Genomic DNA, 20,365 nt, shown 5'->3' on the forward strand with positions numbered 1-20,365 from the left:
CGGGGCGGGCCAGGGAGCCGCAAGGGGGTGGGCAAGGGCGCGAGCCTCGGGGTATGGCGGGCACGACGGCCCATCGCGGCGGTGCCCCCGCCGGGACGCCGCGCGAGGAAGCCCCAGAGACCACCCCAGAGGACGCCCATGAGTTCGACCCGGATGCCGTCGTCGCGGCCGCCTTCCCCGATGTCGCGGTTCTTCTCCTCGGCGCCCGCGACCTGCATCGAGGACCTGCGCGTGCTCGCCGAGCGGCGGGTGCCGCGGATGTTCTACGACTATGCCGATTCCGGCTCCTACACCGAGGGCACCTACCGGGCGAACGAGGCCGATTTCGCCGCGATCAAGCTGCGCCAGCGCGTCGCCGTCGACATGACGAACCGCACCCTCGCCAGCACCATGGTCGGCCAGCCGGTCAGCATGCCGGTGGCCCTCGCGCCGACCGGCCTCACCGGCATGCAGCACGCGGACGGCGAGATCCTGGCGGCCCGGGCCGCCGCCAAGGCCGGCGTGCCCTTCACGCTCTCGACCATGAGCATCTGCTCGATCGAGGACGTCGCCGAGAACACCGACCGGCCGTTCTGGTTCCAGCTCTACGTCATGCGCGACCGGGACTTCATCAACCGGCTGATCGACCGCGCCAAGGCGGCCGGCTGCTCGGCCCTGGTGCTCACCCTCGACCTGCAGATCCTCGGCCAGCGCCACAAGGACATCAAGAACGGGCTGTCCACCCCGCCCCGGATGACCCTGCCGAACATCCTCAACCTCGCCACCAAGCCGCGCTGGTGCCTGGACATGCTGCGCACGCAGCGCCGCACCTTCCGCAACATCGTCGGTCACGCGAAGGGGGTGAGCGACCTCTCCTCGCTCTCCTCCTGGACCGCCGAGCAGTTCGACCCGACCCTCAACTGGGACGACGTGAAGCGCATCCAGGACCGCTGGGGTGGCCCGCTCATCCTCAAGGGGATCCTCGATCCGGAGGATGCGGAGCTCGCGGCGCGCAGCGGCGCCCAGGCCCTCATCGTGTCGAACCACGGCGGGCGTCAGCTGGACGGGGCGCCCTCCTCGATCACGGCCCTGCCGGCGATCGCCGAGGCGGTCGGCAGCCGCATCGAGGTGCTGATGGACGGGGGGATCCGCTCGGGGCAGGACGTCATCAAGGCGCTGGCGCTCGGCGCCAAGGGCGTCTTCATCGGCCGCGCCTTCCTGTACGGGCTCGGGGCCGGCGGCGAGGCGGGCGTCACCCAGTGCCTCGACATCATCCGCAAGGAACTCGACACCACCATGGCGATGTGCGGCCTGCGCGACGTCAAGGCGGTGACCTCGGACATCCTGGCGACGCGCTTCGCGCCCGTCGCCGCGTGACCGGATCGCCGCGGAGCGCTCGGGGCTCCGCGGCGCGCGGCTCACATCCGGTGCATGCGGTGCATGCGGTGATGCATCATCCGGTGGCGCATCATCCGGCGGTGGTGCATCTCGCGGTGCATCATCCGGTGGCGCATCATGCGGCGCTCCGTGCGGGTCATCTGCACGTAGGCGGTCGGGGCATGGCCCAGCGCCACCTCGGCGGACGCGGCCGAGGCCGAACCGGTGCCGAGGCCGCCCAGCACCAGGGCGGCGGCCAAGCCCAGAATCGTCTTCTTCATCGTCGTCGTCTCTCCTCGGGGTCCCCTCCGGAAGCGGGGAACGGCCTCATCGACGGATGAGCGGGTGGGAAAGTTTCATCCTGCGGCGGAGGTTCCTCGCAAAAAATCGTTTCGGCCGCGATTGCATCGGGCGCGCCGACGTGCCGGGCGCGGGATCCGCCGACCGGCGGGACCTCGCGCGGCGGAGTACCGAAAGTGCGGCCGCGCTTGCGACCTTCGCGGCGGCTCGCGCGTTGTGCGCTGGAACGGCCGCGGCGAGGCTTCGCGGCCGGCAGACGGGAGGAATGCCGCGTCATGGCAGAAGGCATCCGGATCCAGGCCGACGCGGACGGCACCTTCACCCTCTACAGCGACGACCGGGTGATCCTGCGCGGCCTCACCCGCGCCAAGGCGTACCAGCTCGCGTCGCGGCTCGGCGGCCTCGCCGTCTGCTACTGAAGGGACTGCCCCGCGCCGGGCGCAGCTCTCGGGCAGGATCCTGGTCCGAAACTTGAAACCGCCTCACCGGATCGGCCCGACCGGCAAGGTGGCAGAATGCAGGCATTCCTCTTCGCGCTGGCGCTCGTCGCGCTCCTGGTCGCCCTCGGCGTCCTCGCCCGGCACGCCGACCACGCCGCTTCGGCCGCGCGCCGCGACCCTTCGGGCCGCTGAGGCACGCGCGGCTGAGGCACGCGCGGCCGGGCTCCCGGCCCCGGGGGAGGTTCCCGCGCCGCCCCTGTCCGGAGAGGCGCGGGTGTCCGAGGACGCTACTTGTCGAGGTTCTGCGCCATCTTCAGGTGCTCGGCGAGCGCCGGCTCGGTCTTGCCCGCCCAGGCCTTCAGCTCGTCGTTGTCGCCGCCCTTGGCGTAGCGCTGGAACAGGTCCACCGCGTCCTTGTGCGCCTTCACTTGGTCGCTGTGATACTGCTTGGTGAAGTCGGCCCCGTTGAGGCCCTTCAGCTTGTCGAGCATGCTCTGGTGCGAGGAGTCGAGCGCGGTCGGGATCTCGGCCTTCACCTTGCCGGACTGCACCATGGCCTTCATCTCGGTGCTGGTCTTCTGATGGTCCTCGATCATCTTGGTGGCGAACTTCTTGGTCGGCTCGTCGGCGCGCTCGGCGGCGAGCTGGCTCGACTGCATCTCGAACATGTCGCTGATCGCCGCCTCCTTGATGAAGTCGGCCGTCGAGGGTGCGGTCCCGATCAGCGAGTTGAGGCCGCTCTTCTCGCTCAGCGACTGGGCGAGGACGGGGCTGGCGAGCATCAGGCCCGCCAGGACGAGGATGGGGCGTCGCATCGTGATCTCCCTTGAGGTGGGGCAGCCGCGCGGCCGCGGCCGGCTCAGCCGGTCGCGCGGCCGGGCGGCGTCGCGCGTGTGCCGGAGGAACTGGCCGTGACCGCCGGGGTTCCGCGGCCGGGACTTGCGCGGCCGGGACTTGCGCGGCCGGGACTTGCGCCGCCGGGACTTGCGCGGCGGCGCCGGGCGCGGGAGATGTCGGGGTCGCCATCCGGGTGTCTCGCCCCCATGATCCTGTCCCGCGCCGCCCTCCTGCTCCTCCTGTCCCTCGCCGCGGCCCGGGCCGACGAGTGCGACGCCCTCGCGTCCCGGATCGCCGCGGCCACCGGCACCCGCATCGCCCACCGCGAGGGGCCGGGCGTGGACTTCCGAGGGCCGGGCGGGCTGTCGCTCGACGTGACCTGCCGGGCCGATCCGATCGTGGCCGCCCGCTCCAGCGAGCGCAGCCCCTCGGCCGCCTATTTCGAGGCCATCGCCCGCGCGGCCGCCCTCGCCATCGGCGAGAGCCCCGAGCGGCTGAGCGCCGCCTTCCGCAGCGCCTACGGCGAGGCCCAGGGCCGGCCGAATGGTGGCGTGGTGCGCGAGAACGGATGGCAGGCGAGCTGCTACGTCGATCCGCGCGGCAGCGTGCGCACCTTGTGCTCGGCCGGGCGCATCCCGCGCGAGTGACCGAGTGATCCGGCGAGTGACTCGGGTCGGAAGGCTCGGATCGCACCGCCGGCCCGGCCCTTTCCGGATCGCGGCGGCACTCTACCTCAGGTCGCCCATTGAGGAGATCACAGCCATGGCGACCAAGGCCCGTCGGCGTCCATCCTGGAAGAAGCCCAGGAATCGCAAGCCCGAGAACCGCAAGCCCGAGGCGGAGACGCGGAGCGTCGCGCGGGCGATCGCCGACACGGCCGCGCAGGTGGCCGGCAGCGTGCGGGAGGCGGTCGGGGGCGTGGTGGGCCGGGTGACGGGCTGACCGGTCAGAGCCGGTACGTCACCCCGGTCAGCGCCTCGGAGTCGCGCCAGAGCCGCGCCGCCGCCTGCGCGTCGCGGGCCTGCGCGGCGACCTGCGCCGGGGCCGGATGGCCCCGCGCCTCCCAGATCCCGTCCGGGCCGTAGTAGCGGCCGCTCTCCGCCTCCGGCGCCGTCGCCGCGTAGAGGAGCGGCCAGGCGCCCTGGGCCGCGCTCTGGCCGATCACCGCGAAGATCGCCCGGCCGGCGAATTGCTGGATCGCGCCAGCCCGGTCGCCGCGCCGGAAGATGTCGGTGCGCGCGATGCCGGGATGGACCGGGATCGCCCGCATCGGCGAGCCGGCCGCGCGCAGACGCCGGTCGAGTTCCAGCCCGAACATCAGCATGGCGAGCTTGGACTGCCGGTAGGCGTCCTGCGGGCCGTAGCCCTGCCGGCGCTGGAGGTCCTCGAAGTGGATCCTCGCCTGCCGGTGGGCGAGGCTCGCGACCGGCACGATCCGCGCGGCCGGGGCCTCCCGCAGCCAGGGCAGGAGCAGCCCGGTGAGCGCGAAATGCCCGAGATAGTTGGTGCCGAGCTGCCGCTCGAACCCGTCCGGGGTCTCCTCCCGGGTGGGCACGGCGGCGATGCCGGCGTTGAGGATGAGGCCGTCGATCCCCAGGCCCCGCGCCTGCCAGCGCTCCGCGAAGGCGCGCACGGAGGCGAGCGCGGCGGTGTCGAGGGGCTCGACGGCGAGGTCGGCGCTCGGGGCGGCGGCGCGGATCGACGCGACGGCGCGCTGCGCCTTGGCCTCGTCGCGGGCCGCCAGCACGACCCGCGCCCCGGCCCGCGCCAGGGCGAGCGCCGCCTCGTAGCCGATCCCGCTCGTCGCCCCGGTGACGACGACGAGTCGGCCGGTCTGGGGCGGGATGGCGGCGGGGGTCCAGGCATTGGCGGGCAAGGACGGCTCGGGCATGGAACTCTGAGGCATGGAACTCTGAGGCATGGCCGACCAATCCGCCGGCGCCGCGGACGTTCCGTCCGCGGGCGGCGCGCCCCGCCCGCCCCGCGCCGCGTTGTCCGCGTTGATCACCCAACTCTCAGTGGATCACCCCACGCTCAGGAGACGGCCGTGACGGACGTGCCCGACGACCACCTCGACCACTACACCCTCGGCTACTTCGCGCCGACCAAGGGCCTGAGGCGGGAGGATTGCCCCTACGCCGCCGGGACCCCGGCGAATGCCCTCTGGCTCGCGGGCTACGACGCCGCGCGGGCGGGAGAGGCCCCGCCGGAGCGCCCGGCGCCTCCGCCGGGCGAGGCCGGCGGGCGCTGACGGGGGCTCAGCCGCGCCGGGACTTCCTCGCCATCGCGCTCCGGCAGGCCGGGCTGAGGCTGCGGCGGTTCTGGCGCAGGCAGGCCGCCACGCGCTGGGGATCGCTCCCGGCCGAGCTGCACAAGCGCTGCGCATCGGGCGAGCAGGCCTGCCGCGCCGCGTCCGACTGGGCGAAGCTCTCGCTCGACGCGACGCAGGTCATCAGGGTGAAACAGGCGAAAATGGCCACTCGTCCCACGGAAAGCCTCCCTGTCTTTCGCCGAATCTGCGGCGTGATCAAGATACGCGGTGTCGTCACTGAATCCAGCGCCGAATTCGCCAAGTCACGCGGGACTCCCGGCCGGCCCGGCGGGGCCGCCGCGCGCGGCCTGGCGCTCCGCTCCGGGGCGTGCTCGGGTCCAGGCCGCCCGCCGCGCGGGTTCGGGCGCGGGTTCGGGAACGCGGGCGGCGTCCGCGCTTTGCGTCACGACGGGAGGCCGGCATGGAAGCGAAGCTCGTCAGCCTGATCAGGGCGGCCGCCGGGGCGGCGCGGGACCGGGCGCGGATGCATCCGGGCGCCCTCACGCCGGACCAGCTGCCCTGGGCGGTGATCAAGGCCTGGGACGACGACGTGCGCGGCCACGTGGAGCGGGATCCGCGGATCGAGGATGCCCGCGACCACGTGCTGATCACCGCGGTCGACTTCGCCGAGACGCCGCCCGAGACCGAGCCGGAGCGGGTCGGCCCGGCCCGCGACCGGCTCCTCGCCGCGATCGACCGGCTCGAGCGGACGGTGCTGCGCCTCGGGATCGTCAATCGCCGCGCCGCCGCCCTCGGCTACGGCGAGGCCGGGCAGCGCCTCGACGAAGGGTGAAGGGCGCCGCGTGGCGCCGCTTCGGGCTCCGCGCGTTATGCTCCCGGTTCTCTCCACCACGCGGGACACCCGATGGCGACCGGCCTGATCGCGCTCCTCGACGACATCGCCGGCCTGGCGAAGCTCGCGGCCGCCTCCCTCGACGACGCGGCCTCGCAGGCCACGCGGGCCGGCGCCAAGGCGGTGGGGGTCGTCATCGACGACACGGCCGTCACGCCCCGCTACGTCACTGGCTTCTCGGCCTCGCGCGAATTGCCGATCATCGGCAAGATCGCGCTCGGCTCGCTTCGCAACAAGCTGCTCTTCCTGCTTCCCGGCGCGCTGGCGCTGAGCTTCCTGGCGCCCTTCCTGCTCACCCCGCTGCTGATGCTGGGCGGCGCCTACCTGTGCTTCGAGGGGGCCGAGAAGGTGGTGGAAGCTCTGTGGCCCCACGGCGGGGGCGAGGAGGCCGAGCCGGCGACCCCGCGGGACGCCGGGGCGGTGGAGGACCAGAAGGTCGCGAGCGCCATCAAGACCGACTTCATCCTCTCGGCCGAGATCATGGCGCTCACCCTCGCGGGCGTGGCGGAGGCCGGGCTCGCCACCCAGGTCTTCGTGCTGGCGGCGGTGGGCATCGGCATCACCGGACTCGTCTACGGGGTGGTGGCGCTGATCGTGAAGGCGGACGATGTCGGGCTGGCCCTCGCCCGCGAGGAGCGCCCGGCCTCGACCCTGTTCGGCCTGCGCGCGCCTTCGGGGCCCGCCCCGACCCCGGGCGACCGGCGGCTTCGCCCGCTCACCCGGGCGGTCGGGCGCGGGCTGGTCCGCCTGATGCCGGCGCTGCTGCGCGGGCTCGGGATCGTCGGCACGGCGGCCATGATCTGGGTCGGCGGCGGCATCCTGGTGCACGGTCTGGAGGGGTTCGGCCTCGCCGCGCTCGGCCACGGCATCGCGCATGCCGCCGAGGCGGTCGGCGATCGGGTGCCCTTCGGCGAGGCCGTGGCCGAGTGGGTGGTGACGGCCGCGCTCTCGGGCGTGGTCGGCCTCGTCGTCGGCGCGCTGCTGATCCCGGTCGCCCGCCACCTCGTCACGCCGGCCCTCGCCAGCCTGCGGGCCTGACGGGCCGCGCCGGGCCGCCCTACGCCGGCGCGGCGCCCTCGCGTCCCTCCGTCTCGCGGGCGAGCAGGTCGACCACGGCCGCGAGGGCCGCCTCCTCGCTCGCCCCGGCGCCGCGGGCGGCCTCGTAGGCGGCCACCTGACGGTCGGCGCTCGTCCCCTGCGCCAGGATCCGCCGCGGCCCCTCCAGCGCCTCGGGGCAGCCGAGCGCCTCGGCATCCTCCGCCACCAGGGCGAGGACCGCCTCCAGGGCCTCCGCGAACGGCACCGCGGCCTCGCGCGCCTCGTCGATCAGCGCGGCCCGCGCGCCGTCCGCCTGCGCCCGCCAGAGGTTCTCCCGGGCGAGCGCGCGGGAGACGCCGTCGAGGTCCGCGTTCAGGTCGGGGCGGCGCTCGACCGCGCGCACCAGGCAGCGGTAGAGCGCCGCCACCGCGAGCGCGTCGTCGAGGCGCGGGATGCTGTCGGCGACCCGCAATTCCAGCGTCGGGTAGCGCAGGGACGGCCGCAGGTGCCACCACAGGAAGCTCGCGTCCCGGATGGCGCCCGCCCGCTCCATGATCCGAATGTAGCGCGCGTAGGCGTCCGGCCCGGCGAAGAAGTCGGGCAGCCCGGTCCGGGGCAGCTCGCCGAAGACGCTGAGCCGGTAGCCCGCGAGGCCGGTCGGACGGCCCTGCCAGAAGGGCGAGGAGACCGAGAGCCCGAGGAGCAGGGGCAGGAAGGGCGTCAGCCGGGTCAGCAGGTCGATGCGGGCCGCCGGATCCGCCACCTCCACGTGGACGTGCAGCCCGCTCACCACGCTGCGCCGCCCGACCATCCGCACCGCGTCGAGGATCGTCCGGTAGCGGGCGCCGTCCGTCGGCCGCTGCCGCTCCCAGGCGGCGGTCGGGTGGGTGCCGGCGGCGAGGACCAGGAGCCCGTGCACCCGCCCGATCTCGGCGAGGCCCCGGCGCAGGCCGGCGAGGGAGGCGCGGGCCGCCGCGGCCTCGGTCGCGGGCGGCGAGGCGATCTCGACCTGGCTCTCCAGCAACTCGCGCTCGGCGGCGGGCAGGAGCGCGCGGGCGGCGGCGTGGAAGCCCGCCACGCCCTCGCCGGGCGTGCCGCGGGTCGCCGCGTCGGCGAGGAAGAACTCCTCCTCGATGCCGAACGGGTAGGCGTGGTCGCGCATCGCAGCCTCGTGTCGAGCCGTCAATGGGAGAGCGCGGCGGCGATGAGCAGCCCGAGGACGATCGCGCCGAACCCGGCGAGCGCGATCGCCCGATCCTCCCGGGCGGCGGGCCGGGCCGGCCCCGGCCGGGGTGCGGCGGCGGGGGGGGAGGCCGCGCCGGCGTGCGCCGCCGGGCCGGGCGGGGCCGCCCGCGGCACCTCGCGCCCCGCCGGCAGCTCGGCGGCCGGCGGCGGCGCGGCGGAGAATCCCCGCCCCGGCGCGAGCAGGTCCTCCTCCAGCTCGACCGGCACGCCGGCCTCCTCGAGTTCGATCAGCACCAGGGCGATCGCGTCCGGGCTCATCCCCGAGATCGGAAGCGCGGCGCGCAGGTCCGCGCTGGTGAGTTCGCCCCGCTCCCTGCCTCGGGCGATCAGCCGGTCGAGGGTCGCGCGGTCGATGGCGGGCTGCATGGAATCCTCCTCGCGGCGACGGTCCGTCCCGGGCAGGGTCTCCCGTCCCGGGCGGTCCTGAGTGAACCGCGGGCGGGCGCCTCCCCGCGCGCCCGGCCGCCGCGGCGCGGAGCATCAACGTGGCGCGCGCCCGGGCGTTGCGTCCGCGCGGCCACGCTGCCGCCCAGGTCTGCCCGCAAGGACGGGGCTCGGTCGCCCGGGGCCTTGATGCCGGCCCACCGGGTGACGAGGTTCAGGAGCGCGCCGCGACCCGGGGCGCGGGGCGCCCTCGCGGGCGCCGGAGCGCCGCTGGGCGCGCAGGCGCCGCTTCGGGCGCGGAGGACGGCCGAGCCATGACCGCGCAACCGACGCTCCCGCTGGACTGGCCGACGACGGCCCGCCTCGACCCGCCCGAGGCCCCGCTCGCGCCCCTGCGCTACATCCGCACCGTGGTGCGCAACCCGGTCGAGACCTGGCCGCGCGCGGTCTACCGCGACCGCGTCTACCAATCGACCTTCCTGGGCCGCGCGACCCTGTTCGTGATGGATCCGGGCCTCGTGCGGACGGTGCTGGTCGATCGGGCCGAGTCCTTCGAGAAGTCGGAGGTGCTGCGCCGCTCCCTCTCGCCGGCCCTCGGCGACGCGATCCTGACCGCGGACGGGGCGCGCTGGCGCTGGCAGCGGCGGGCGGCGGCGCCGATCTTCCGCAACGAGCGCATCCTGGGCTTCCTGCCGGCCATGATCGCCGCCGCCGAGCGCACCCGCGAGGCGCTAAAGGGCCTGCCGCCCGGCACCGAGGCCGACCTCGCCCAGGTGATGATGCGCACCACCTTCGACATCATCGCCGCCACCATGCTCTCCAGCCACGGCCGCATCGACGTGGCGCGGGTCGAGCGCGGCATCACCGACTACCTCGAATCGACCAGCTGGATCTTCGCCCTGACCCTGCTGCGGGCGCCGGCCTGGATGCCCTTCCCGGGCCGGCGGCGCTCCGAGGCGGCGCGGACCTACCTGCGGGACGAGCTCCTGCGCCTCGTGGCCGAGGGCCGGGCCGGCGGCGTCGAGGGCCGGGACGACCTGCTCAGCCTGCTCGTCGCCGCCCGCGATCCGGAATCCGGCCGGGCGATGGACGACCGCGACGTCGCCGACAACCTGCTCACCTTCGTCACCGCCGGGCACGAGACCACGGCGCTCGCCCTCGCCTGGACCCTCTACCTCCTGGCCCTGCATCCCGCGATCGAGGCGCGGGTCGTGGCGGAGGTCGAGGCGGTGACGGGCGGCGGGCCCCTGGCGCCGCACCACGTCGAGGCGCTCGGCTTCACGCGCCAGGCCATCCAGGAGGCGATGCGCCTCTACCCCCCCGCCCCCGTCCTGGTGCGGGCGGCGCTGGAGGAGGTCGATGTCGGCGGCCACCGGATCGGCCCCGGCACCCCGGTGACCGTGCCGATCTACGCCATCCACCGCCACGCCCTGCTCTGGGACGAGCCCGACCGCTTCGACCCGGACCGCTTCGCCCCCGAGGCCGCCAAGGCCCGCGACCGCTACGCCTACCTGCCCTTCGGGGCGGGGCCGCGCATCTGCATCGGCATGAGCTTCGCGCTCATGGAGGCGGTGGCGATCCTGGCGGTGCTGATCCGCGACCTGCGCTTCGCCCTGCGCCCGGGCTTCGTGCCGACGCTCAAGCAGCGCATCACCCTGCGGCCGGCCGAGGGCATGCCGATGCGGGTGGCGCCGCGGGCGGGGTGACGCCTCGGGCGCGGCGCCTTCATTCCCCTGTCATCGAAGCCCCCGATGACGGCGCCGTCGACGGTTTCGGCGGATCCCGGTGTCGCAGGCGCTCGAACAGACGCGGACCAGTGCTCCGGCGGCTCCCCCGCCGCGGATGCGGCCGTCGCTCCGCCCGCTCCTGCCCTACGGGCTCCTGCTCCCCTCGCTGATCTTCCTCGCCCTCTTCACCTACTGGCCGGTCGCCGAGGTGCTGTGGGACGCCACCCACGCGGTCTCGCGCCGGACCACCCGCTTCGTCGGGCTCGACAATTTCGCGGCGCTGTTCGCCGATCCCTCGTTCCGGACCTCGCTCCTCCAGACCGGGCTCTACGCCCTCCTGACAGTGGTCCCGAGCCTCGTCCTGGCGGTCGCCCTCGCCCTCGCCCTCGACGGCGGCGGGCGCCTGCGGGCGCTCCTGCGCGCCGCGTTCTTCCTGCCGGTGATGATCCCGCTCGTCGGCGCGGCGGCCCTGTTCCTGTTCCTGCCCGGCACCGGGCTGATCGACTACCATCTCGCCAAGCTCGGCCTCTCGGGCGCCAACTGGCTCGGCGACCCGGACCTCGCGCTCCTGTCGATCGCCGCCCTGACGGTGTGGAAGAACGCCGGCTACTACATGCTCTTCGTCCTGGCGGGCCTGCAGGCGATCCCGGCGGAGCTGCGCGAGGCCGCGCTCCTCGACGGGGCGGGGCCCTGGCAGCGCCTGCGCTTCGTCATCCTGCCCGCCCTGCGGCCGACGCTCGCCTTCGTCCTCGTCATCGCCCTCCTCAACGTGGTGACGCAGGTCGACCACGTCTTCGTGCTCACCAGGGGCGGGCCCTCGGACGCCACCAAGCTCTTCCTGTTGTACATCTACGAGCAGGCCGTGGAGCGCTACGACGGCGGCCGGGCCGCCGCCGCGACCGTTGTGATGCTGGCGATCCTGATCGCGCTCACCGCCGCCTCCCTGCGCCGGGTCGAGCGCCGGTCGGAGGAGGCGCCGTGACCCGGGAGCGCCTCCCCGCCCTCGGGCGCGCCGCGACGGGGCTCCTCGCCCTCGTCTGGGTGATCCCCTTCCTGTGGATGGGGGTCGCGACCCTGCGCCCGCCCGGGGCCGCGGGCGCCGCGGCCTCCCTGGTGCCGGGTGGGGCGCCCAGCCTCGCCAACCTCGCGGAGGCCTGGGCCTCGGCGCCCTTCCCGCTCTACGCCCTCAACACGCTGCTGATGTGCGCCGGCATCTTGGCGCTGCAGCTCGTCACCGCCTCGCTCGCCGCCTACGCGTTCGCGCGCCTCGACTTTCCCGGCCGCACGGCCCTGTTCTACGCCTTCCTGGTCCAGCTGATGCTGGTTCCGGTGGTGCTGATCGTCCCCAACCTGAAGACGGTGGCGATGCTCGGCCTCTACGACACGCTGCTGGGCGTGATGGCGCCCTACTGCGCCACCGCCTTCGGGACCTTCCTGCTGCGCCAGAGCTTCCGCGAGGTGCCGCGCGAACTCGAGGACGCCGCCCGCATCGACGGGGCCGGCCTCCTCCAGCGCATCCGCCACGTCTACCTGCCGCTGACCAAGCCGACCCTGATCGCCTTCTCGATCGTCTCGGTGACGACCCACTGGAACGAGTTCGTCTGGCCGCTGATGGTCGTCACCTCCCCCGACCGGCGGCCGCTCACCCTCGGCCTCGCCACCTTCACGCTCAGCGCCGAGGGCACCCAGGCCTGGGGCGTGATCGCGGCCGGGACGCTCCTCGTCAGCACGCCGCTCCTCGTCGCCTTCCTGCTGTTCCAGCGCCGCTTCGTGAACAGCTTCCTCGCCTCCGGCCTCAAGTGATGAGGAGGGCAAGTCATGAAGAGGAAAAGTCATGAAGAGGGCAAATGATCGCGCGCAAGCGCGTGCCGCGACCTCCTGGTGGAGGGCCGCGCGCCTCGCGGCCGCACTCCTCCTCGGCGGCGCGGCCGGCGCGGCGGCGGCGGACCTCGACCTGTTCTTCCCGGTGCCGGTCGACGGGGCCCTGGCCAGGACCATGACGGGGCTGGTCAAGGAGTTCAACGAGGCCCATCCCGGCACCCGGGTGACGCCCGTCTTCACGGGCTCCTACGACGACACGCTGCTGAAGACCCGGGCGGCGATCAAGGCCGGCAAGCCGCCGGGCGCCGTCATCATGTCGGCGAACTTCCTCACCGACCTCGCCATCGAGCGCGAGATCGCGCCCTTCGACGACCTGATCGCGGCCGAGGGCGGGACCCCGGACGCCTTCATGGACCAGTTCTTCCCGGCGCTGAAGGGCAACGCCGTCGTCGAGCGCAAGGTCTACGGGGTGCCGTTCCACAACTCGACCCCCCTGCTCTACTACAATGTCGAGCAGTTCCGCGAGGCCGGCCTCGACCCCGACGCGCCGCCGCGGACCTGGGACGCGCTCGCCGCCGCCGCCCGCAAGCTCACGCGGCGCGAGGGCGGCCGGGTCACCCGCTGGGGGATCATGATGCCGTCCAACTACGATTACGGCGGCTGGATCCTGCAGGCGCTCACCCTGTCGAATGGCGGGCGCTGGTACAACGAGGAGTATGGCGGCGAGGTCTACTACGACACGCCGACGGTGCTGGGCGCCCTGAGCTTCTGGGCCGACCTCGTGCACAGGGCCAAGGTGCATCCGGCCGGCGAGATCAAGGGCCCGGCGGTCACGGCCGCGTTCCTGTCGGGCCAGGCCGCGATGATGATCATCTCGACCGGTTCCCTCACCTTCATCCGCGACAGCGCCAAGTTCCCGTTCCGGGTCGCCTTCGTGCCGATGAACGTGCGCCCGGCGGTGCCGATCGGCGGCGCCTCCCTGGTCCAGCCGACCGGCCTCGACCCCGAGACCCGCAAGGCCGGCTGGACCCTGATCCGATGGCTGACCTCGCCGGCGATCTCGGGCCGCTGGAGCCGGGCGACCGGCTACTTCGCGCCGAACCGGGCCGCCTACGACCTGCCCGAGATGCGGGCCTTCCTCGCCGGGAACCCGGACGCGAAGATCGCCGTCGACCAGCTCGCCAACGCCAAGCCCTGGTTTGCCACCTACCGCACGGTGCCGGTGCGCAAGGCGATCGAGGACGAGCTGCAGGCGGTGCTCGCCGGCAAGCGCCAGCCGAAGGAGGCCCTCGCCGCCGCCCAGACGAGCGCCGACGCGATCCTGCGCCCCTACGTCGAGGACACGGCGCTGCGGCTGCCGGGCGCGGAGTGAGCCGATGCTGATCGCCCAGATCACCGACCTGCACCTGCGCCCCCGCGGGCGCCCGGCCTACCGGGTGGCCGAGACCAACATGCTGGTCGAGCGCGCGGTCGACGCGCTCGCCAGCCTCCAGCCCCGCCCGGACGTGGTCCTGGTCACCGGCGACCTCACCGATTGCGGGCTGCCGGAGGAGTACGCGCTGCTGCGCGGCCTGCTCGGGCGGCTGCCGCTCCCGGTCTTCGTGGTGCCGGGCAACCACGACCGCCGCGAGGCGCTGCGCGCCGCGCTCCCGGCGGCCTGGCTGCCCGGCGCGATGGAGGAGTTCGTCCAGTACGTCGTGGACGACTGGCCGGTGCGTCTGATCGGCCTCGACACGCTGGTCGCGGGGGCGAGCCACGGGGCGCTCTGCGCGCGCCGCCTCGCCTTCCTGGAGGAGGCGCTGGCGGCGGGCGGCGACCGGCCGACGCTCGTGTTCCTGCACCACCCGCCCTTCGCGTGCGGGATGGAGGGCATGGACCGCATCCGCCTCCTCGACGGGGAGCCGCGCTTGCGCGCCCTGATCGAGGCGCATCCCAACGTCGAGCGGATCCTCTGCGGCCACCATCACCGGCCGATCCAGGTGCGCTACGCCGGGACCATCGCGCAGGTGGCGCCGGGCGTGGCGCATCAGGTCGCCCTCGACCTGAATCCGGGCCGGGAGAGCGGCCTCGTGCTGGAGCCGCCGGCCTTCCAGCTCCACCGCTACGCGCCCGAGACCGGGATCGTCTCCCACATGGTCTACGTGGAGCGCTATCCGGGGCCGTTCCCCTTCGTGCTGGACCCGGACTATCCGGGCCAGGCCTGATCCGGGATCCGGGTGATCGCAGCGGATCCCGGATCACGAGCCCGCGCGGCGCCTGAGCGAGGCCGACATGCCAAGCCCGCGCGGCGCTTGAGCGAGGCCGACATGCCAAGCCCGCGCGGCGCTTGAGCGAGGCCGAGATCCGCATGGCCGAAATCGGAGATGGCGAAGCCATCAACCGGATGCCGGATGACGGGCGGGAGCGCCGCGCTCGTCCGCGGCGCGCGCCCGTCGGCCTCGGCTCGCCCCGCGGGGCCGGCGGGGTCACCGCCGGCTCAGCGCGGACGGAAGTAGAAGGCCTCGCCGGGGAGCGACCCGTAGGTGAAGGGCTCCTGCGCGCGGTTGGTGGCGGCGTAGACCTCGTCGCGCACGCGGCGGAACAGCATGTTGATCTCCAGCCCCGGCTCCATGACGTTCTTGACGAACGAGGCCGCGAAGGGGCTGTTGCTGCCGGTGCCGTCCTGCGCCACCTGCCCGTCGCGGGCCGCGAAGGCGACCAGGGTGCCGCCCTCCGGCTCGATCTTGGCGAGACCCCGCCCGATCGCGCGCGTCGCCACTTGGCGGCGCATCCGCGAGATGAAGGGGTTGTCCCGGCAGGCATCGAGCACGATCAGCCGCAATTTGCGCGCCCGCTCGGTGGCGGTGAGGATGCGCTCCACCGTCACGGCCTCGTCCTGCACGTCGCGGTCGGCCTTGAGGGAGGCGTCGACCGGGATGACGTAGTTCATGCCCCCGACCTCGAGCCCGTGGCCGGCGTAGTAGATCACCGCCCAGTCGGCGGTCTCCACCTCGTCCTCGAAGGCGCGCAGGGCCTTGATGAAGCCGGCCCGGTCGAGGTCGCTGTGGGCCATCACGGTCTGGAAGCCGAGGCGCCGGAACGCCTCGGCGACCGCCTGGGAATCCCGCCGCGGGTTGATGAGGGGCGAGAAATCCCGGTAGGCGGCGTTGCCGACCACCAGCGCCACCCGCCGGCCCGGATCCGCGGGAGCGGGCGGCGGCGGCGCCTCGGCCAGCTTGCTCTTGAGCTTCTGGAGCACCTTGCGGGCCTCCGCCTCGGCCGCGCGGGCGCGGTTCTCGGCGGCGTCGGCGCTGCGGCGGGCGGCCTCCTCGGCGAGCCGGGCGCGCTCGGCCTCCGCGCGGGCGCCGGCGAGCGCGGTGTTCGAGGCCGCGATCTGCGCCAGCAGGTCGGCCCGGGCCGCGGCCTCGCGCTCGGCCTTGCGCCTCACCTCCTCCTCGGCGGCGATGCGCGCCCGCGTGGCGGCCTGCACCGCCTCGGCGGCGGCGGCCCGGGCCTGCGCCGCCTCGGCGAGCGCCGTCTTGCGGTCCTGGTCGGCCGACCGGATCCGGGCCAGGGCCTCGGCCCGCGCCTCGGCCTTCGCCCTGGCCTCGAACTCGGCCCGGGCCCGGCTCTCCGCCTCGCTGCGGGCCTGCGCCTCGGCCTCCGCGCGCAGGCGGGCGTCGCGGGCATCCTCGGCCGCCTGCGTGGCGGAGGCGCGCTTGGCCGATTCCTCGGCGATCCGCGACTCGGCGGCCCGCGTGGCGCCGCGCGCCCGCTCGGCCTGGAGGCTCGCCAGCGCGGCGATGCGCTCGTGGGCCAGCGCCTGGGCGGGCCGCGCCAGGGCGGCGTCGCGGTCCGGCGAGAGGCCCATCGCCCGCTCGAAATCCGCGCGGGCGAGGGAGGCCTCGCCGCGCTGCTCGCGGGCGAGGCCGCGCCCCGCAAAGGCCGCCACGAAGTCCGGCACGGCCCGCAGCGCCTCGTCGTAATCGGCGATGGCCCGGTCGGGCTGGCCCGCCTGCCGGTAGGCGTCGCCGCGGAAGGTCAGGGCGACGGGCGATTTCGGGTTGAGGGCGATCGCCCGGGTCAGGTCGTCGATCGCCCGGCCGACCTCGCCGCGCAGGCGCAGGATCTCGCCCCGGTTGGCCAGCGCCAGCGCGAAGCGCGGATTGTGCAGCAGCGCCTCGTCGCAATCGGCCAGCGCCCTGTCGAGCTGCCCCGTCTGTTTGAGCACCAGCGCGCGGTTGGTGTAGGCCTCCGGGGTCCGGCCGAGCTCCACCGCCCGGTCGTGGTCCGCCAGCGCCCGCTGCACCTCGCCCTTGAGCCGCCACGCCTCGCCCCGCTGGCTATAGGCCTGCCAGTTGCGCGGGCGCAGGCGGATCGCCGTGTTGTAATCGGCGATCGCCCCGTCGAACTCGCCCCGGTCGATCAGCAGGGCGGCGCGGTTCTCGTACCCGATCGGCTCGTTGGGCTGCAGCCTGATCAGGGCGTTGAAGTCGTCGAGGGCCCGGTCGAGCTGGCGCTTGGCGAGGTGCGCGAGGCCGCGATTGGCGAAGGCACGGAAGAAGCCGGGCTCGCGGGCGATGGCGGCCGTGAAGTCGGTGATGGCGCGGTCGTACTCCTCCTTGCTGAGGAGGGCGGCGCCGCGGGCGTTGAGCGTCGCGGCCGAGCGCGGGTCGAGCCGCAGCGCCTGGGTGAGGTCCGCGACCGCCCGGTCGTAATCCCCCAGCATCTGCCACGCGATGCCGCGGTTGCGCAGGGCGTCGAGGAAGCCGGGCTTGCGGTCGAGGGCGCGGGTGAAGTCCTCCACCGCGCCGCGCTGGTCGCCCGCCTGCACCTTCGCGACGCCGCGGTTGTTGTAGAGCCCCGGAACGACCTCCGGATTGCGCTCCTGGTCCAGCAGCCGGGTGCAGGCCGGGATGCCGGCATTCGGGTCCGCCATCGACCGGTTGCAGCTCTCCCGGTCCCCCGCGGCCGCGGGGCCGGCGAGGCTCCCGGCCAGCCCCGCGAGGAGCAGCACCCAGCAAGTCAACCGGCGGTTAAGAGACATGCTCTACCCCTTCAGACTCGATTTACCATAGCACGGCGGCGCAGGCCGCGACCTTGCTTCGCACCGCGCGCCCTGCCCGGACGTGCCGTCCCGCACTTGTGCTGCGGGCCGGTCCGTGCCGCGCGCGGGCGTCCGGCCGCACGCCGTCGCCGCGAGTTGCCAAGCCGTCACAGCCAAGGTTCGGCGCAGCATCTACGGTCCTGGCTCGGTGGGGAAAACGCATGATTCGGCCAGCTCATCCACTTGTCGGCTCCGCGCTGCTCGGCGCGACGGCGCTTCTGCTGGTGCAGGCGGCGCCCGCGCAGGCCCAGCGGGCCTTCTGCCCGACCGTGGTGGCGGGCACGGCCGGCACGCCGGACCAGGCCGGCTTCGCCCTCGACAACGGCGCCTGCACCAACGGCACGATCGGCGCCTTCTCGGGCGCGGCGCTCGGCAGCCAGGCGCTCAGCAACCTGTCGCAGACCTCGACCCAGGAGACCTCCCGGGCCACCACGGACGCGATCGGCGCCCGGCGCAACGCCGAGGCGCAGCGCGACCGCTCGCCCGCCGCCCGCCAGGGCAGCCGCGAGCCGGATTCGTCGCAGCGCGCCGCGGAGCGCGGCCAGCGCGAGGGCGGCCGCGACCGGACCACCGCGGAGCGCGGCGAGCGCTCGCCCGCGACGCGCGGGCGCGAGCGGGACGCGGCGCGCAGCCCATCCTCCCGCCGCGGCGCGGCGGCCGGCCCGCGCGCCCGGGCCGACGGGAGCGCCGAGCCTCGCGCGCGCGGGCCGGCCGCCGCCGAGCGCGAGGAGGCGGCGCCGTCCCGCCGCGCCGAGCGGCGGCCGCCGCCCCGCCGGGCCGGCGCGCCGGCGCGCGCGGAGACCGATGCGCAGATCCTGGAGCGGCGCGGGGCGCCCCGCCGGCCCGCGCCGGAGCCGCGGCAGGAGCCCGTCTTCGCCGAGCCGGCTCCCCGCCCCGCCCGGGTCGTGAAGGGCTACGACGCGCCCCTGCCGGTCGAGGCCGTGCCCCTGCCGGAGGGACCGCGCTACGCGGCCTGGGCCCTCGGCTTCGGCGATTACGAGGAGCGGTCCGGCCGGGGCCAGAACAACATCAATTGCTGCACCAATGCGGCGCCCGGCGGCTTCCCGACCCCGCTCTTCATCTCGATCGAGAGCCGCACCACCAGCGCGGGCTTCGTCGGCGGCGTCGACGTGACGCTGCGCGACGTCGGGCGCTCCGGCGACGGCGTCATCCTCGGCCTCCTCACCGGCTACACCTCGGCCTCGGTCGACATCACCAGCCGCGCCCTCTCCTCCAATACCGGGCAGGTGCCGAACGGCGCGGGCTCCCTGCGGGCGAACCTCGCCGGCCCCTCGGTCGGCGCCTTCGCGACCTACTTCGACGGCCCCTTCTCGGCCGACCTGACCGTCAAGGCCGACCTCTACGCCCTCGACGAGCGCTTCCTCGACCAGCTCGGCTTCTCGGCCAACATCATCGGCGGCGTGCTGCGCCCGCCGAGCGTGGTGCCCTTCGCGGGCAGCGCCTCCACGGGCCTGACCAACACCTCGGTGATCGCCAACGCCAATTACCGCATCCCGGTCGGCGTCGACATCTGGCTCGAGCCGACCGTGGGCCTGCGCTACACGGCCTCGGTCTACGACCGGAACGCCCTGGCGCTCGGCCTCGACGACGGCCACCTGCTGCGCGTGCAGGGCGGCCTGCGCCTCGGCACCGACATCCTGTTCGGGCCGACCACCCGGCTCACGACCACGCTCACCGGGCTCGCCTACTCGGACGTGATCGTCACCGGCGGGTTCATCCCGGGCGCGGGCTTCGTGGCCGCCGACATCCTGGCGCGCTCCGACGAGGGCAAGCTGCGCGGCCAGGGCATCCTCGCGGCCGATCTCGACTTCGGCAACGGCGTCTCGACCTTCCTGCAGGGCGAGGTGCGCGGCGGCGAGAACCTGTTCGGCGTCGGCGGCAAGGGCGGCGTCCGCGTCCGGTGGTGAGGGCGGCGCGGGCCGCCGCCGCGATGGGGCGGGCGGCCCGCCTCGCCCTCGTGGCGCTCGCCCTGACGGGGGTGGGGGGCGCCGAGGCGGCCTGCGGCGGACGCGACCTCTTTCCCCGCATCCGCGCCGAGGCGCCCGGGCTCTGGGCGACGATCGAGGCCGGGCGCGGCCTGCCCCACGCGGGCGGCCTCCTGTTCCGGCTCAGCCGGCCCGGCCGGGCGCCCTCCTACCTGCTCGGAACCCTTCACCTCAACGATCCGCGGGCCGTCGCCGTCCCGCCGGCCCTCGCCGGGATCTGGCCGGGCCTGCGCCGGGTGGCGCTCGAACTCGCCGAGACGCCGGCCGCCCTGCGCGCGCGCCGCGCCGCCCGCGTCCCGGCGGCGTTCGCGGCGCCAGCCGGCCACCGGGCCGCCCGGCTCCTGCCGCGGGCCGACCTCGCCCGCCTGCGCCGCCTCGTGGCCGAGCGGGGCTTCCCGGTCGAGACCGCCCTGGCGCTGCGCCCGGCGGTGCTGGCCCTGATGCTCGACCTTCCCGCCTGCGCGCGGCCGGCCGCGGACGGGAGCGGCGCCTACGCGGAGCAGGTCCTGGCCGCGCAGGCCGGGCGGGCCGGGATCGCGGTGGTGGGGCTCGAGACCCTGGAGGAGCAGGTCGGCGCGGTCGCCCGGCTGCCCGTGCCGGTCGAGCGGGCCCTGCTGCGCGCCGTGCTGCGGCAAGCCCCCGCCGCCGAGGACATCGTGGAGACGACGCTCGCCCGCTACGCCGCGCGCGACACCGGGGCGCTGCTCGCCTGGATGCGCGCGCCCGCGCTCCTGCCGGGCGATCCCGCGACCCGGCTGCCGCCCGCCTTCCTCGACCGGCTCCTCGACGGGCGCAGCCGCCGCATGCACCGGCGGCTGCGGCCCCTCCTCGACCAGGGCGGGATCCTGGCGGCGGTCGGCGCCGCGCATCTGCCCGGGCCCGCGGGCCTGCTCCGGCTCCTGGAGCAGGACGGCACGCTGGTCGAGCGCATCGAGTGAGGCCGGCGGCGGGCGAGGGGCGC

21 protein-coding genes are annotated in these 20,365 nt (G+C 74.8%); 14 read left to right on the forward strand and 7 right to left on the reverse strand.

Annotated features, from left to right (window positions below):
* Nucleotides 1–180: 180 nt before the first annotated feature.
* Nucleotides 181–1,356, forward strand: coding sequence for an alpha-hydroxy acid oxidase (locus QA634_RS33570; protein ID WP_012336277.1), 1,176 nt, complete (start codon nt 181–183; stop codon nt 1,354–1,356).
* Between the two features lie 41 nt (nt 1,357–1,397).
* Here the strand turns inward: QA634_RS33570 and QA634_RS33575 are convergent, their stop codons facing one another.
* The gene (locus tag QA634_RS33575) at nt 1,398–1,637 is read right to left on the reverse strand and encodes a hypothetical protein (protein WP_012336278.1); all 240 of its coding nucleotides are present in this window, start codon (nt 1,635–1,637) and stop codon (nt 1,398–1,400) included.
* A 294-nt stretch (nt 1,638–1,931) separates the two neighbouring features.
* On the opposite strand from QA634_RS33575, the gene QA634_RS33580 reads away from it, so the two are divergent.
* Nucleotides 1,932–2,075: a hypothetical protein gene (locus QA634_RS33580; protein ID WP_012336279.1), complete on the forward strand. Its 144-nt coding sequence runs from the start codon at nt 1,932–1,934 to the stop codon at nt 2,073–2,075.
* A 308-nt stretch (nt 2,076–2,383) separates the two neighbouring features.
* On the opposite strand, the gene QA634_RS33585 is transcribed toward QA634_RS33580, so the two are convergent.
* Nucleotides 2,384–2,911 (reverse strand): DUF4142 domain-containing protein, encoded by a 528-nt coding sequence (locus QA634_RS33585; RefSeq protein WP_012336281.1) that lies wholly within the window; start codon nt 2,909–2,911, stop codon nt 2,384–2,386.
* A gap of 228 nt (nt 2,912–3,139) precedes the next feature.
* On the opposite strand from QA634_RS33585, the gene QA634_RS33590 reads away from it, so the two are divergent.
* Together QA634_RS33590 and QA634_RS33595 are read left to right on the forward strand one after the other, a co-directional pair.
* On the forward strand, nt 3,140–3,580 hold the full coding sequence (locus QA634_RS33590) for a hypothetical protein (protein ID WP_012336282.1): 441 nt from the start codon (nt 3,140–3,142) through the stop codon (nt 3,578–3,580).
* Nucleotides 3,581–3,695: 115 nt separating this feature from the next.
* A complete protein-coding gene (locus QA634_RS33595; protein ID WP_012336283.1) occupies nt 3,696–3,875 on the forward strand; it encodes a hypothetical protein in 180 nt (59 codons plus the stop codon).
* 4 nt (nt 3,876–3,879) lie between these two features.
* Here QA634_RS33595 and QA634_RS33600 read toward each other — a convergent pair whose 3' ends face one another.
* Nucleotides 3,880–4,824, reverse strand: coding sequence for an oxidoreductase (locus tag QA634_RS33600; RefSeq protein ID WP_012336284.1), 945 nt, complete (start codon nt 4,822–4,824; stop codon nt 3,880–3,882).
* A gap of 156 nt (nt 4,825–4,980) precedes the next feature.
* Here QA634_RS33600 and QA634_RS33605 point away from each other — a divergent pair, with 156 nt between their 5' ends.
* The gene (locus QA634_RS33605) at nt 4,981–5,184 is read left to right on the forward strand and encodes a ribosome modulation factor (RefSeq protein WP_043701867.1); all 204 of its coding nucleotides are present in this window, start codon (nt 4,981–4,983) and stop codon (nt 5,182–5,184) included.
* A gap of 7 nt (nt 5,185–5,191) precedes the next feature.
* On the opposite strand, the gene QA634_RS33610 is transcribed toward QA634_RS33605, so the two are convergent.
* A complete protein-coding gene (locus QA634_RS33610) occupies nt 5,192–5,422 on the reverse strand; it encodes a cysteine rich repeat-containing protein (RefSeq protein WP_150108775.1) in 231 nt (76 codons plus the stop codon).
* Between the two features lie 243 nt (nt 5,423–5,665).
* Between QA634_RS33610 and QA634_RS33615 the strand changes: the two genes are divergently transcribed.
* Both QA634_RS33615 and QA634_RS33620 read left to right on the forward strand, forming a co-directional pair.
* The gene (locus tag QA634_RS33615; RefSeq protein WP_012336285.1) at nt 5,666–6,037 is read left to right on the forward strand and encodes a hypothetical protein; all 372 of its coding nucleotides are present in this window, start codon (nt 5,666–5,668) and stop codon (nt 6,035–6,037) included.
* Nucleotides 6,038–6,109: 72 nt separating this feature from the next.
* Nucleotides 6,110–7,135 carry a DUF808 domain-containing protein gene (locus tag QA634_RS33620; protein ID WP_012336286.1) on the forward strand — a complete coding sequence of 342 codons (1,026 nt, stop codon included), beginning with the start codon at nt 6,110–6,112 and terminating at the stop codon, nt 7,133–7,135.
* A gap of 19 nt (nt 7,136–7,154) precedes the next feature.
* Here the strand turns inward: QA634_RS33620 and QA634_RS33625 are convergent, their stop codons facing one another.
* Both QA634_RS33625 and QA634_RS33630 read right to left on the reverse strand, forming a co-directional pair.
* Nucleotides 7,155–8,297 carry a carboxylate-amine ligase gene (locus tag QA634_RS33625; RefSeq protein WP_012336287.1) on the reverse strand — a complete coding sequence of 381 codons (1,143 nt, stop codon included), beginning with the start codon at nt 8,295–8,297 and terminating at the stop codon, nt 7,155–7,157.
* Between the two features lie 20 nt (nt 8,298–8,317).
* A complete protein-coding gene (locus QA634_RS33630) occupies nt 8,318–8,746 on the reverse strand; it encodes an RNA polymerase sigma factor region1.1 domain-containing protein (protein WP_012336288.1) in 429 nt (142 codons plus the stop codon).
* 332 nt (nt 8,747–9,078) lie between these two features.
* Here QA634_RS33630 and QA634_RS33635 point away from each other — a divergent pair, with 332 nt between their 5' ends.
* The 5 genes from QA634_RS33635 to QA634_RS33655 all read left to right on the forward strand — a co-directional run bounded on the left by QA634_RS33635 (nt 9,079) and on the right by QA634_RS33655 (nt 14,516).
* On the forward strand, nt 9,079–10,470 hold the full coding sequence (locus QA634_RS33635; protein ID WP_012336289.1) for a cytochrome P450: 1,392 nt from the start codon (nt 9,079–9,081) through the stop codon (nt 10,468–10,470).
* 136 nt (nt 10,471–10,606) lie between these two features.
* Nucleotides 10,607–11,473: a carbohydrate ABC transporter permease gene (locus QA634_RS33640; protein WP_012336290.1), complete on the forward strand. Its 867-nt coding sequence runs from the start codon at nt 10,607–10,609 to the stop codon at nt 11,471–11,473.
* Nucleotides 11,470–12,294, forward strand: coding sequence for a carbohydrate ABC transporter permease (locus tag QA634_RS33645; protein WP_012336291.1), 825 nt, complete (start codon nt 11,470–11,472; stop codon nt 12,292–12,294). The genes QA634_RS33640 and QA634_RS33645 overlap by 4 nt, the downstream gene beginning before the upstream one ends.
* 31 nt (nt 12,295–12,325) lie before the next feature.
* Complete coding sequence (locus QA634_RS33650; protein ID WP_012336292.1) at nt 12,326–13,684, forward strand: ABC transporter substrate-binding protein; 1,359 nt, start codon at nt 12,326–12,328, stop codon at nt 13,682–13,684.
* Between the two features lie 4 nt (nt 13,685–13,688).
* The gene (locus tag QA634_RS33655; RefSeq protein WP_012336293.1) at nt 13,689–14,516 is read left to right on the forward strand and encodes a phosphodiesterase; all 828 of its coding nucleotides are present in this window, start codon (nt 13,689–13,691) and stop codon (nt 14,514–14,516) included.
* A 272-nt stretch (nt 14,517–14,788) separates the two neighbouring features.
* Here QA634_RS33655 and QA634_RS33660 read toward each other — a convergent pair whose 3' ends face one another.
* Complete coding sequence (locus QA634_RS33660) at nt 14,789–17,308, reverse strand: tetratricopeptide repeat protein (RefSeq protein WP_012336294.1); 2,520 nt, start codon at nt 17,306–17,308, stop codon at nt 14,789–14,791.
* Nucleotides 17,309–17,559: 251 nt separating this feature from the next.
* On the opposite strand from QA634_RS33660, the gene QA634_RS33665 reads away from it, so the two are divergent.
* Nucleotides 17,560–19,326 carry an autotransporter outer membrane beta-barrel domain-containing protein gene (locus QA634_RS33665; protein WP_012336295.1) on the forward strand — a complete coding sequence of 589 codons (1,767 nt, stop codon included), beginning with the start codon at nt 17,560–17,562 and terminating at the stop codon, nt 19,324–19,326.
* On the forward strand, nt 19,320–20,342 hold the full coding sequence (locus QA634_RS33670) for a TraB/GumN family protein (protein WP_012336296.1): 1,023 nt from the start codon (nt 19,320–19,322) through the stop codon (nt 20,340–20,342). The genes QA634_RS33665 and QA634_RS33670 overlap by 7 nt, the downstream gene beginning before the upstream one ends.
* Nucleotides 20,343–20,365 lie beyond the last annotated feature (23 nt).

Origin of the sequence: Methylobacterium sp. CB376 (genome assembly GCF_029714205.1) — a bacterium.
Taxonomy (GTDB): domain Bacteria; phylum Pseudomonadota; class Alphaproteobacteria; order Rhizobiales; family Beijerinckiaceae; genus Methylobacterium.

Excerpts from the sequence above, each read along its gene's own strand:
- QA634_RS33570 (WP_012336277.1), top strand. The coding sequence starts at position 181 with ATGTCGCGGTTCTTCTCCTCGGCGCCCGCGACCTGCATCGAGGACCTG.
- QA634_RS33575 (WP_012336278.1), bottom strand. The coding sequence starts at position 1,637 with ATGAAGAAGACGATTCTGGGCTTGGCCGCCGCCCTGGTGCTGGGCGGC.
- QA634_RS33580 (WP_012336279.1), top strand. The coding sequence starts at position 1,932 with ATGGCAGAAGGCATCCGGATCCAGGCCGACGCGGACGGCACCTTCACC.
- QA634_RS33585 (WP_012336281.1), bottom strand. The coding sequence starts at position 2,911 with ATGCGACGCCCCATCCTCGTCCTGGCGGGCCTGATGCTCGCCAGCCCC.
- QA634_RS33590 (WP_012336282.1), top strand. The coding sequence starts at position 3,140 with ATGATCCTGTCCCGCGCCGCCCTCCTGCTCCTCCTGTCCCTCGCCGCG.
- QA634_RS33595 (WP_012336283.1), top strand. The coding sequence starts at position 3,696 with ATGGCGACCAAGGCCCGTCGGCGTCCATCCTGGAAGAAGCCCAGGAAT.
- QA634_RS33600 (WP_012336284.1), bottom strand. The coding sequence starts at position 4,824 with ATGCCCGAGCCGTCCTTGCCCGCCAATGCCTGGACCCCCGCCGCCATC.
- QA634_RS33615 (WP_012336285.1), top strand. The coding sequence starts at position 5,666 with ATGGAAGCGAAGCTCGTCAGCCTGATCAGGGCGGCCGCCGGGGCGGCG.
- QA634_RS33620 (WP_012336286.1), top strand. The coding sequence starts at position 6,110 with ATGGCGACCGGCCTGATCGCGCTCCTCGACGACATCGCCGGCCTGGCG.
- QA634_RS33625 (WP_012336287.1), bottom strand. The coding sequence starts at position 8,297 with ATGCGCGACCACGCCTACCCGTTCGGCATCGAGGAGGAGTTCTTCCTC.
- QA634_RS33630 (WP_012336288.1), bottom strand. The coding sequence starts at position 8,746 with ATGCAGCCCGCCATCGACCGCGCGACCCTCGACCGGCTGATCGCCCGA.
- QA634_RS33635 (WP_012336289.1), top strand. The coding sequence starts at position 9,079 with ATGACCGCGCAACCGACGCTCCCGCTGGACTGGCCGACGACGGCCCGC.
- QA634_RS33640 (WP_012336290.1), top strand. The coding sequence starts at position 10,607 with ATGCGGCCGTCGCTCCGCCCGCTCCTGCCCTACGGGCTCCTGCTCCCC.
- QA634_RS33650 (WP_012336292.1), top strand. The coding sequence starts at position 12,326 with ATGAAGAGGGCAAATGATCGCGCGCAAGCGCGTGCCGCGACCTCCTGG.
- QA634_RS33655 (WP_012336293.1), top strand. The coding sequence starts at position 13,689 with ATGCTGATCGCCCAGATCACCGACCTGCACCTGCGCCCCCGCGGGCGC.
- QA634_RS33665 (WP_012336295.1), top strand. The coding sequence starts at position 17,560 with ATGATTCGGCCAGCTCATCCACTTGTCGGCTCCGCGCTGCTCGGCGCG.